Source organism: Sphingobium sp. IP1 (assembly GCF_002708645.1).
GTDB classification, from domain to species: domain Bacteria; phylum Pseudomonadota; class Alphaproteobacteria; order Sphingomonadales; family Sphingomonadaceae; genus Sphingobium; species Sphingobium yanoikuyae.
In genome coordinates, this window is sequence record NZ_NOIW01000038.1 from 35,804 (window position 1) to 47,298 (window position 11,495).

The window sequence follows — 11,495 nt, forward strand, 5'->3', positions numbered from 1 at the left end:
CCTTCCTCAGGCGAGGCCAAGGCCGTTGACGGCAAGGTCGATCAGCTTGATGCCCACGAACGGCGCGATCAGGCCACCCAGGCCATAGATGGCAAGGTTACGGGCCAGCAGCGGACCGGCGCCGATCGGGCGATAGGTCACGCCCCGCAATGCCAGCGGCACCAGACAGGGAATGATCAGCGCGTTGAATATGATCGCCGACAGGATCGCGCTTTCCGGCGTGGCCAGCCCCATGACGTTGAGGATGCCAAGGCCCGGATAGAGCGCGACGAACATGGCCGGGATGATCGCGAAATATTTGGCCACGTCATTGGCGACCGAGAAGGTCGTGAGCGCGCCGCGCGTCATCAGCAACTGCTTGCCCAGGCCCACCACCTCGATCAGCTTGGTCGGATCGCTGTCCAGGTCGACCATGTTGCCGGCTTCGCGGGCAGCCTGGGTGCCGGTGTTCATGGCGACGCCGACATCGGCCTGCGCCAGGGCAGGGGCGTCGTTGGTGCCGTCGCCGCACATCGCGACCAGGCGGCCGCCCTGCTGTTCCTTGCGGATCAGGGCCAGCTTGTCCTCCGGCGTTGCCTGCGCCAGGAAGTCGTCGACCCCGGCCTCGGCCGCGATGCTGGCGGCGGTCAGCGGGTTGTCGCCGGTGATCATCACCGTGCGGATGCCCATCTGGCGCAGTTCGCCGAACCGCTCCCGAATGCCGGCCTTGACGATGTCCTTCAGGAAGATCGCACCCAGCAGCTTGCCGTCCTTGGCCACCGCCAGCGGGGTGCCGCCGGCACGGGCGATCTCGTCGGTGATGCGGCGCAGTTCGTTGGCGACCGGGGTGGAACCCAGGCCCGGATTGGCCTTCAGAACCGAATCCACCGCCCCCTTCTGGATCGTCGATCCATCGAGGATGACACCGGAAATACGGGTCTGTGCGGTAAAGGGAATGACCTCCGCATTGGCGGGCAGGGCGTCTACCGACTGGTTGAAGCCTTCGCGGGCCAGCAGCACGATCGAACGGCCCTCGGGCGTCTCGTCGGCCAGGCTGGCGAGCAGCGCGGCTTGTGCGAGTTGGGCCGGGGTGGCACCGCCGACCGGACGGAATTCGGTCGCCTGGCGATCACCCACGGTGATGGTGCCGGTCTTGTCCAGCAGCAGCACGTCGATGTCGCCCGCCGCCTCGACCGCGCGGCCCGACTTGGCGAGCACATTGAAGCGCACCAGACGGTCCATGCCGGCAATGCCGATCGCCGACAGCAGGGCGGCGATGGTGGTCGGGATCAGGGTGATCAGCAAGGCCGCAAGGATCGCCACCGGAATGGCGCCGCCGGCATAGCTGGCGAAGCTGGGGATGGTGCCGACCGCGATCAGGAAGATGATGGTCAGGCCCACCAGCAACAGGGTGAGGGCGATCTCGTTCGGCGTCTTCTGCCGCTCGGCACCCTCGACCAGCGCGATCATGCGATCGAGAAAGCCCTGGCCGGGATTGACGGTGACTCGGACGCGGATCTCGTCGGAAATGACGCGGGTGCCTGCGGTCACGGCCGAACGGTCGCCGCCTGCCTCGCGGATCACCGGCGCGGATTCGCCGGTGATGGCGGCTTCGTTGACGGAGGCGACGCCGGAGACGACCTCGCCATCGGACGGGATCAGGTCGCCGGTCTGGACCAGCACCACATCACCCAGCTTCAGCGCGCTGGCGGCGACATTCTCATAGCTTTCGCCATGGCCCTTCAGCCGCTTGGCGGTCAGGTCCGCCTTGGTGGCGCGCAGCGAGGCGGCCTGCGCCTTGCCGCGGCCTTCGGCCAGTGCCTCGGCAAAGGTGCCGAAGAGGACCGTGAGCCAGAGCCAGATCACCAGCTGCAGCTTGAAGCTGGTGGCCAGGCTGTCCTGCCCGACAAGCAGCAGGACGGTCAGCAGGACCGCGACGATCGCGGTGGTGAACATCACCGGGTTGCGGATCAGTTCCTGCGGCTTGAGTTTGCGGAAGGCGTCGCCGATCGCAGGAACGATCAGGTCCGCCGTGAAGAGCGATTTTTGTTCGGATTTGTCAGAGGACCGGGCCATGGCATGGGATCCTTAGAAGAGCTGGCCACGGATCATCGCGAGATGATCGGCGATGGGGCCAAGGGCGAGGCTGGGCAGGAAGGTTAGGCCGCCCACGATCAGCACGATGCCGACCAGCAGACCGGTCCACAGCGCCCCGGTGGTGGGGAAGCTGCCGGCGGTTTCGGGCGTATATTTCTTCGCGGCCAGGCTGCCCGCGATGGCCAGCATGGGAATGATGATGAAGAAGCGGCCGATCCACATCGCGACGCCCAGCATCCCGTTATAGAAGGGGGTGTTGGCGGTCAGGCCGGCAAAGGCCGAGCCATTGTTGCCGACGGCGCTGGTGAAGGCGTAGAGGATCTCGCTGAAGCCATGCGGTCCCTTGTTGAGCGGCCCGGCCAGGCCCGCGTCGGTGACGCTGGCGATGGCGGTGAAGCCCAAAATGATCAGCGGCAGCACGGCGATGGCGAGCACGGCCAGCTTCACTTCGCGGCTCTCGATCTTCTTGCCGACATATTCCGGCGTGCGGCCGACCATCAGGCCCGCGACGAACACGGCCAGGATGGCGAACAGCAGGAAGCCATAGATGCCTGCGCCGACGCCGCCGATCACGACTTCGCCCAGCTGGATGTTGAACAGCGGGATCATGCCGCCCAGTGCGGTGAAGCTGTCATGCATGGCGTTGACCGCGCCGCAGCTTGCCGCCGTGGTGACGACTGCGAACAGGGAGGAGGCAGCCATGCCGAAGCGGACTTCCTTGCCCTCCATATTACCACCGGCGACGCCCAGATTGTGGAGCACCGGATTGCCGGCCGCTTCCTGCCAATAGGTGACGGTGACGCCGGCGAGGAAGATCACCAGCATGGCGGCGAGGATGGCCCAACCCTGGCGCGGATTGCCAACGGCCTTGCCGAAGGTCCAGGTCAGGCCAAAGCCGATCACGAAGATCGACAGCATCTGCACCAGATTGGTGAGCGCGGTCGGATTCTCGAAGGGATGGGCGCTGTTGGCGTTGAAGAAGCCGCCGCCATTGGTGCCCAGCATCTTGATCGCTTCCTGGCTGGCGACGGGGCCGAGCGCCAGGGTCTGCTTCACGCCTTCCAGCGTGGTCACGTCGACCGACTGGCTAAGCGTCTGCGGCACGCCGCTCGCGATCAGGAACAGGGCATAGACGATGCAGATCGGCAGCAGCAGATAGAGGGTCACGCGGGTGACGTCGGCCCAGAAATTGCCGATCGTCGCCGCGCTGCGCCGGGCAAAGCCGCGGAACAGGGCGAAGGCGAGGGCAATGCCGGTGGCGGCCGACAGGAAATTGTGGATGGTGAGGCCCAGCATTTGGGCCAGGTTCGACATGGTCGACTCGCCCGAATAGCTTTGCCAGTTGGTGTTGGTGGTGAAGCTGACCGCCGTGTTGAAGGCGAGGTCGCTGCTGGTGCCGGCAAAGCCCTGAGGATTGAGCGGCAGCAGCCCCTGCAGACGCAGCACCGCATAGGTGAAGAGCAGTAGCGCGACGTTGAAGAGCAGCATGTGAACCGCGTAGCGGCGCCAGCTCTGCTCGGCGTCGGGATCGATCCCCGACAATGTGTAGAAGCCCCGTTCGATCGGACCGAACACGGCATGAAGCGGGGTGCGGCGGCCCTCATAAAGGGCGAACAGCCACAGGCCCATCGGCTTGGTGAGCGCCAGCAAGATGCCGACAAAGGCCGCGATCAGCAGCCATCCCTGGAAGGTCATGTGCGGCCCCCCTTAAAAGCGTTCAGGCCGTGCGAGCACGGCGACGAGATAGACGAGAAGCCCGGCGGCGGTGATCGCCGCGAGCCAGAGGTCGATGGTCATGGCATCCCTCCTTCAGGCGTCGCCGCACAGCCGGACATAGCCAAGGCTAGCCGCCGTGAGCGCCAGGATGATGCCGATCCACAAGAGATCCTGCATTGGGGGTAACTCCCGCATCACGCCCGCCGCGGGAGGCGGACAGGGTCGTTAGCGAGCGCCCGATTAGGCCCCTCTTCCGTTTGAATGCGAGACGCGGGGCGAGGCGGCTGCATAGTATTTGCGTATGATTTTTCAGCGGGCCGGTGCGGATGCGCCGGAGGCGCATTTCCAAACAGACTCCAAGACGGATAGCTTTTCTACCGCGACGGCCAGCATTGCTTGGGGGACGATTCTCTATACCATCGGTAGATAAGCCGCCCGAGTCGGCAGAGAGGACGCATTATGGCCTATCAGGATCAGGACGGACCGTTGACGCGCCTGCGCGATCGGCTGGCGCAGGCCCTTTTCAGGGAGCCTGCCGTCGTGCTGTTCGAGCGCGATGCCGATGACCGTGGCGCGCCGGTGTCGCGTGCCGATCGCGAACGCCAGCCACAGGATGCCTGCGCCTGATCGAAGGAAACCCTGTGTTTCCAAGGCGAAAGCCAAACGCCTCTTCGCAGCGGCGGAACATCCGCTAGATAGATTTCCAACAGCATGGCGCGCCGATCGCGCCATCGCCTTTAAGGAGATCCAGATGGCCACCAGCCCGCGCGAAGTTACCCGTCCCGTCGATCCGCTGATCCTGGAGCGCTGGTCGCCCCGCGCCTTTGACGGTTCCGCCATCCCCCAGGCCGATATCGATACGCTGTTCGACGCCGCCCGCTGGGCGCCTTCGGCCTTCAACTACCAGCCCTGGCGCTTCCTCTATGCCCATCGCGACAGCGCCGACTGGGCGCGCTTCCTCGACCTGCTCTTCCCCTTCAACCAGGGCTGGGTGCAGCATGCCGGGGCGCTGGTCTTCGTCATTTCCGACACGCTGATGGCCGCGCCGGGATCGGAAGACTACAAGCCTTCGCACAGCCACAGCTTCGATGCGGGCGCCGCCTGGGCGACGCTGGCGCTGCAGGCGACGCGACTTGGCTATCATACCCATGCCATGACCGGCGTCGATTTCGACAAGGCGCGCGCCGAACTGGCGGTGCCGGATCGTTTCCGGATCGAGGCGGCGATCGCGATCGGGCGTCAGGGCGACAAGGCGGTCCTGCCCGAAGCGCTGCAGGCGCGCGAGGCGCCGAGCGGCCGGCATGAGATCGAGACATTCGCCCATCAGGGCAATTTCATCGTCTGACAAAAAAAGGGCGGCGTTTTGAAACGCCGCCCTTTCTGTATCAGGTCGTGGTCCAGCCGCCGCCCAAAGCGCGGAACAGGTCCACCTGGGCAAAGGCGACGGCGCGGTTGGCGGTCGCCAGGTCCGCGTCCGCCGAGGCCTGGGTGCGCAGCGCATCCAGCACGGTCAGGAAGTCGATCTGCCCCTCGCGCTGGCGTGCCAGGCTGATCCGCGCAGCCCGAGCCGCCTCGTCCCGCGCCGATTGCAGCGTCGCCCGCCGCTCCAGCGCATTGGCATAGCTGGACAGTGCCGTCTCGGTTTCCGAGAGCGCCTGCAGCACCGTGCCGTCAAAGGCGGCGAGCGATGCGTCGCCATCCGCCTTGGCCGCTGCGATCTTCGCCCGATTGGCTTCCTGATTGGGGAAGGCCCAGCTGATCAACGGCCCCAGCAGGAAGTTGAGCGGCCCGGCGCCGAACAGATTGCCGCCGCCGACCGCCGTCGTGCCGATCGATCCGCCCAGGGTGATGCGCGGATAGAGATCCGCCGTCGCGACACCGACACGGGCGGTGTCGGCCGCCAGCCGCCGTTCGGCCGCGCGCACGTCCGGCCGCCGGGCGAGCAGTGCCTGGCCGTCGCCGACCGGGATCGGCTGTGTCACATTCGGTGTCACGGTCGCATTCTGGACGGACGCGGGCAGCTCCTGCGGCGTGCGCCCGGTCAGCGTCGCCAGCCGGAACAGGGCGGCATTGCGATCCGCGACCAGATTGGGGATCAGCGCCTGCTGCTGTTCGCGCAGGGTCGTCACCCGGATCACGTCCAGCCGGTCGGACCGGCCAGCATCGAAGCGGGCGCCGGTGATGCGGATCGACTTGTCGAGCAGGTCGACCGTTTCCTTCGCGACGGCGAGGCGCTGTGCCGATGCGGTGGCGTCGACATAGGCGCGCACCGTGTCGGCGACCACCGCGACGCGGACCGCGTCGGCGTCGGCCTGGGCCGCACCGACATCGCCGCGCGCGGCCTCTATGCTGCGCTTCACCCGGCCGAACAGGTCGACCTCATAGGCGACGTCCAGCCCCATATCGACGGTCCAGTTTTCCCGGTCCATGCCGGGCAAGGTCTGGGCCTGCGACACCCGGCCATAGGTCGGGGAGCCGCTGATATTGGTGCTGGGCAACCGGTCGGAGCGGGCGCCACGCAACTGGGCGCGGGCGCGTTCCAGCCGGGCGACGGCGACGCGGATGTCGGTATTGGCCTTCAGCGCATCGCCGACCAGCCCGTCGAGCAGCGGGTCGTTATAGAGCCGCCACCAATGATCGTCGGCGGCGCTCTGGGCGACCGCCGGGTTCGCCGCCCCGATGAAGGGGGCGGCGGCTGTCGTCGGGGTGGCGGGTGCCTTGTAATCCGGCCCGGCGGCGCAGGCCGTTAGCGCACTGGCGCCGAGCAACAGGGCAATCAGGTTCCTTGTCATGGCTTTTGTCCTCATTCGGCCGGCTGCAATGCCGCAGCATCGTCAGCCTCCGGGCGCCGGCGACGGGCGAAACGATCGCCCAGCGCGCGGCACACGACATAGAAGGTGGGGGTGAAGAGCAGGCCGAAGGCCGTCACGCCGGTCATGCCGAAGAAGACTGCCGTGCCTAGCGCCTGGCGCAGTTCCGCACCGGCCCCGCTGGCGATCACCAGCGGCACAGCCCCCAGGATGAAGGCGAAGCTGGTCATCAGGATCGGGCGCAGACGGGTTTGCGCCGCCTGAACCGCGGCCTCGACCGGGCTCAGCCCCTGTTCCTCTTCCGCCTGCTTGGCGAATTCGACCACGAGGATGGCGTTCTTCGCCGCGAGCGCGATCAGCACGACCAGACCGATCTGCGTCAGGATATTATTGTCCATCCCGCGCAGGTTCACGCCCAGCATGGCCGCGAACAGGCACATCGGCACGATCAGGATGATCGACAGCGGCAAGGTCAGGCTTTCATATTGCGCCGCCAGCACCAGGAAGACGAAGAAGACCGCCATACCGAAGACGATGCCTGCGGTATTGCCGGCAATCTTCTGCTGATAGGCAACGCCGGTCCATTCGCTGGCATAGCCGGCAGGCGCAGCGTCGGCGAGCTTCTCCATCGTGCTCAGCGACTGGCCCGACGAATAGCCCGGCGCCGTGTCGCCATCGATTTCCACCGCGGGCAGCAGGTTGTAGCGGACCACGCGATAGGGACCGGTCTTGTCGCGGAAGGTGGAGACCGAACCGATCGGCACCATCTGGCCGCTGTTCGACCGGGTCTTCAAGTTGGCGATGTCGGCCACCGTGCCGCGATGTTCGGCGTCGGCCTGGGCGGTCACGCGATAGGTGCGGCCGAGCAGGTTGAAGTCGTTGACGAAGGCAGAGCCGAGATAGACCTGCATCGCTTCGAACACGCGCTCGGGCGGCACGCCCAGCAGGTCGGCCTTGCGGCGATCGACATCCGCGAAGATGCGCGGGGTGCCGACGTCGAACAATGTATAGACCTGCGCCAGGCTGGGGCTCTGATTGGCCTTGCCGATCAGTTCGCCGGCGACCTTGTTGAGTTCCGCATAGCCGCGATCCTCCCGGTCCTCCAGCATCAGGCGATAGCCACCGGCCGAGCCGATGCCCTGGATCAGCGGCGGCGGCACCAGCAGGATGCGCGCCTTGTCATAGCCCGCAACCGCCTTGTTCGCCTGATCCATGATCCCGGCATAGGTGGCGCCTTCGGCCTTGCGTTCGGCAAAGCTCTTGAACGGGAAGTAGATCGCCGCGCTGTTGGGCGCCTGCGTCTGCGACGGGCCGTGGAAGCCGGCGAACATCACCGCGCCGCGCAGGCCCTTGATCGGCAGGATCTTCGCTGCGACCTCGCGCGTCACCTTGTCGGTGCGCTCCAGCGACGCGCCCGAAGGCAGCTGGACGACGGCCAGGAAATAACCCTGGTCCTGCGCCGGGATGAAGCCGCCGGGTGTCACCCAGAACAGGGCGATGGTGGCAGCGATCAGGCCGGCATAGGTCAGCAGCATCTTCTTGGGCCGGGCGACGAGGAAGCGGGTGAGGCGCGCATAGCCCGCGCTCATCCGGTCGAAGCCCTGGTTGAAGCGATCCGCCGCCCTGGCCGCAACCTGGCGCCAGCGCGGCGCATTGTCGAGGTCATGGGCACCATGTTTGGGCTTCAGCAGCAGGGCGGCAGCAGCCGGCGACAGGGTGAGCGAAAGGATCAGCGAGATGACCGTTGCGGTCGAGATGGTGACCGCGAACTGCTGGTAGAAGGCGCCGGAAATGCCGGTGATGAACAAAGTCGGCACGAACACGGCGCACAGCACCAGCACGATCGCGATCAGCGCGGTCGACACTTCGTCCATCGACACGCGGGCTGCCTGCAGCGGGCTCATGCCATTCTCGATATTGCGTTCGACATTCTCGACCACGACGATCGCGTCGTCGACAACGATGCCGATCGCCAGCACCAGGCCGAACAGCGACAGGTTGTTGAGTGAGTATCCGACCGCCGCCAGCATCGTTGCCGTGCCGATCAGCGAGACCGGGATCGCGATGATCGGGATCACCGCCGCGCGCCAGTTCTGCAGGAAGATGAGGATGACGATGACGACCAGGATCACCGCTTCGAACAGCGTGTGATAGACGGCGTCGATCGACTGGCTGATGAATTCGGTGGGGTTGTAGATGATGCTATATTCCAGGCCCTTGGGGAAGCGCTTGGACAGTTGCTCCATCTCCGCCTTGACCTTCTCCGCCGCGTCGAGCGCATTGGAGCCGGGGCGCTGCATCGTCGCGATGACGACCGTCGGCTTGTTGCTGAGATAGGTGTTGGTGCCATAATCCTGCGCGCCCAGCTCGACGCGGGCGACATCGCGCACGCGCACCTGATGGCCATCGGCGTCGGACCGGATGACGATGTCGGAAAACTGATCGGGCGTGGTCAGGCGGCCCTGCATCTCGACACCAAGCTGGAAGGCCTCGCCCCGGTCATAGGGGGGCTGGCCAATCGAGCCGGCCGACACCTGGACATTCTGTGCGCGGAGCGCCGAGACGATCTCGCCTGCGGTCAGGTCCAGCGCGGCAGCGCGATCGGGATCGATCCAGATGCGCATCGCATAGTCGCGCGAACCGAACAGCTGCACGTCGCCCACGCCATCCAGACGAGCCAGTCTGTCGCGCACCTGGGTCAGGGCATAGTTGGAAATATAGTCGCGGTCGTAGGTGCCGTCGGGCGACTGCAAATTCACGACCATCAGGAATTCGGGCGTGGTCTTGCGGGTCACGACGCCCAGTCGCTGCACCTCTTCGGGCAGGCGGGGGATGGCGACCGCGACGCGGTTCTGCACCAGCACCTGCGCGGCATCCAGGTCGGTGCCGATCTTGAAGGTGACGGTGATGACGACCTTGCCGTCGCCGGTCGACTGGCTGCTCTGATAGAGCATGTCGTCGACGCCGTTGATTTCCTGTTCGATCGGCGCAGCCACGGTCGACGCGACCGTTTCGGCCGATGCGCCGGGATATTGGGCGGAAACCGTGACCGTGGGGGGCACGATGTCGGGATATTGGGACACCGGCAGGCCGATAAAGGCGAGCGCACCGACCACGGTGATGACCACCGCGATGACGGCGGCGAAGATCGGCCGGTCGATGAAGAAACGGGAGAAACGCATCGGATCATCCTTTGCGAACGAGCGAAAGGGATACCGCGCGATCCGGCCGGGCCGGATCACGGGCTTGGGATTTCGTTTGATTGGCCCCACCCGTGTGAAGGGTGGGGTCAGTGCTTACCGGGCGAAGGTGGCCTGGGCAGCGACCGGGGCGGCGCTGTCGACCGGGGTGACGGGCGCCGGGGTCGGGGTGATCCGGGCCGGCTTCACCGCAACCTTGGCACCGGGCATCGCTGCCTGGATATTGGTCACGACCACCCGGTCCTTGGGATCGAGGCCGCTGCGGATGATGCGCAGCCCGTCAACGATTGGGCCAAGCTCGACCGGCTTCACCGCGACGCTGTCATCCTTGTCCACCACCAGCACGGTCTTGCGCGCCTGGTCGGACTGGATCGCCTCGTCGGGGACCAGCAGGGCATTGGCCTTGCCGCCATTGGCCAGGCGCATATTGCCGAACAGGCCGGGGGTCAGGAAATTGCCCGGATTGTCGAAGACTGCGCGGATGCGGATCGTGCCCGACCGGGGATCGAGCCCATTGTCGGTGAAGTCCAGTCGGCCCTTGTGGTTATAGTCCGCCTCATCCTGCAACCGCACCTCGACCGCGCCGCCATTCTCCTTGTCGCGCTGCGACTTGAGGTAGAGCGCTTCCGACGCATCGAAGTTGAAGTAGATGGGGTCGAGTTTGTTGACCGTGGTCAGCAGCGATGCGGTGCTGCCTTCTCCGCCCGATACCAGATTGCCGATGTCGACGCGGCGATCCGACACGCGGCCGGAAATCGGCGCGCGGACCTGGGTGAATTCGACGTCCAGCGCCCGGCTGCGTTCGCGGGCCTGCGCGCCGGCCAATGCGGCCTGCGCCGCCTGCAGACGCGAGCGGAGCGAGTCCACCTCGCTGGCCGAAACGGCTTCGTCGCCGGTCAGCCGCTGGACGCGACCATAGTCATTCTGGGCCAGCAGCAGCGCGCTGCGGGCGGAGGCGACGCTGGCGCGCGCTTCGGCCAGAGCGGCCTGGAAGGGGCGCTGGTCGATGGTGAAGAGCAACTGTCCCTGACGGACAAAATCGCCATCGCGGAAGTGGATGGCGGTCACCGCGCCCGATACGCGGGGGCGGATCTCGACCGTCTGGCTGGGGGCGAAGCGGCCGACATAATCATCCCACTGCGTCACGCTGCGGGCGAGCGGCGCGGATACGCCGACCGCCGCCAGCGGCGCGGCTGCGGCTTGGGCCGACGGGCGGTCGACCAGCTTCCAGCCGATGCCGAACAGGGCGATGAGCGCGACGGCGGCGATGCCGCCATGCTTGCGCGACCAGCGGTTGCCCGGTGGCGCGTGAACGTCCGACGCGGTGCCGTCGGCTGTGATCTTGGTGAACTGGTTCATGGATTAGCTCCGGGGGACGCGGGCGGTGCGGCCCGCGCTGATGGTGGCGAGCAGCAATTCGAGCTGCGCGGTGGAAAAGCCGGCCGCACGGAAGGCGGCGAGGGCGGACAGCGACACGGCATAGCCCTTGTGCCAGGCCTCGACGGCCAGGCGGCGGAGCGCTTCCAGCCGTTCGCTGGCCAGGGTTGGGCTATGTTCCTCGCCCCAGATCCACTTGCGCAGGCGAGCGAAGCGGCCGGGACCGCGCAGCGAGCGCAAGCCGTCGGTGCGGGCAAGGTCGACAATCTGCCATTCCTGGGCAGAAAAGTCGGTCGCCTGGGCCTCGACACGGATG

9 protein-coding genes are annotated in these 11,495 nt (G+C 66.3%); 2 read left to right on the plus strand and 7 right to left on the minus strand.

All coding sequences use genetic code 11. The annotated features are described in order from the left end of the window. Positions 1 to 6: 6 nt before the first annotated feature. Genes kdpB through kdpF form a run of 3 tightly spaced genes read right to left on the minus strand, consistent with a single transcriptional unit; the run spans position 7 to position 3,873 of the window. Positions 7 to 2,055 carry a potassium-transporting ATPase subunit KdpB gene (gene kdpB, locus CG471_RS14685; RefSeq protein WP_099232324.1) on the minus strand — a complete coding sequence of 683 codons (2,049 nt, stop codon included), beginning with the start codon at positions 2,053 to 2,055 and terminating at the stop codon, positions 7 to 9. 12 nt (positions 2,056 to 2,067) lie between these two features. Beyond that, on the minus strand, positions 2,068 to 3,771 hold the full coding sequence (kdpA, locus tag CG471_RS14690) for a potassium-transporting ATPase subunit KdpA (RefSeq protein WP_099232325.1): 1,704 nt from the start codon (positions 3,769 to 3,771) through the stop codon (positions 2,068 to 2,070). 12 nt (positions 3,772 to 3,783) lie between these two features. Then, complete coding sequence (gene kdpF, locus CG471_RS14695) at positions 3,784 to 3,873, minus strand: K(+)-transporting ATPase subunit F (RefSeq protein WP_004208480.1); 90 nt, start codon at positions 3,871 to 3,873, stop codon at positions 3,784 to 3,786. Between the two features lie 378 nt (positions 3,874 to 4,251). Between kdpF and CG471_RS30690 the strand changes: the two genes are divergently transcribed. Next, positions 4,252 to 4,419, plus strand: coding sequence for a hypothetical protein (locus tag CG471_RS30690; RefSeq protein ID WP_004208479.1), 168 nt, complete (start codon positions 4,252 to 4,254; stop codon positions 4,417 to 4,419). Between the two features lie 124 nt (positions 4,420 to 4,543). Further along, positions 4,544 to 5,137: a nitroreductase family protein gene (locus tag CG471_RS14700; protein WP_099232326.1), complete on the plus strand. Its 594-nt coding sequence runs from the start codon at positions 4,544 to 4,546 to the stop codon at positions 5,135 to 5,137. 40 nt (positions 5,138 to 5,177) lie between these two features. Here the strand turns inward: CG471_RS14700 and CG471_RS14705 are convergent, their stop codons facing one another. From CG471_RS14705 to CG471_RS14720, 4 genes are all read right to left on the minus strand, one after another. Then, the gene (locus CG471_RS14705) at positions 5,178 to 6,584 is read right to left on the minus strand and encodes an efflux transporter outer membrane subunit (protein ID WP_099232327.1); all 1,407 of its coding nucleotides are present in this window, start codon (positions 6,582 to 6,584) and stop codon (positions 5,178 to 5,180) included. Positions 6,585 to 6,595: 11 nt separating this feature from the next. After that, positions 6,596 to 9,784, minus strand: a complete 3,189-nt coding sequence (locus CG471_RS14710) for an efflux RND transporter permease subunit (protein WP_099232331.1) — start codon at positions 9,782 to 9,784, stop codon at positions 6,596 to 6,598. Positions 9,785 to 9,898: 114 nt separating this feature from the next. Further along, the gene (locus CG471_RS14715; protein ID WP_099232328.1) at positions 9,899 to 11,161 is read right to left on the minus strand and encodes an efflux RND transporter periplasmic adaptor subunit; all 1,263 of its coding nucleotides are present in this window, start codon (positions 11,159 to 11,161) and stop codon (positions 9,899 to 9,901) included. A gap of 3 nt (positions 11,162 to 11,164) precedes the next feature. After that, complete coding sequence (locus tag CG471_RS14720) at positions 11,165 to 11,494, minus strand: hypothetical protein (protein WP_257211558.1); 330 nt, start codon at positions 11,492 to 11,494, stop codon at positions 11,165 to 11,167. Between the last annotated feature and the right edge of the window lies 1 nt (position 11,495).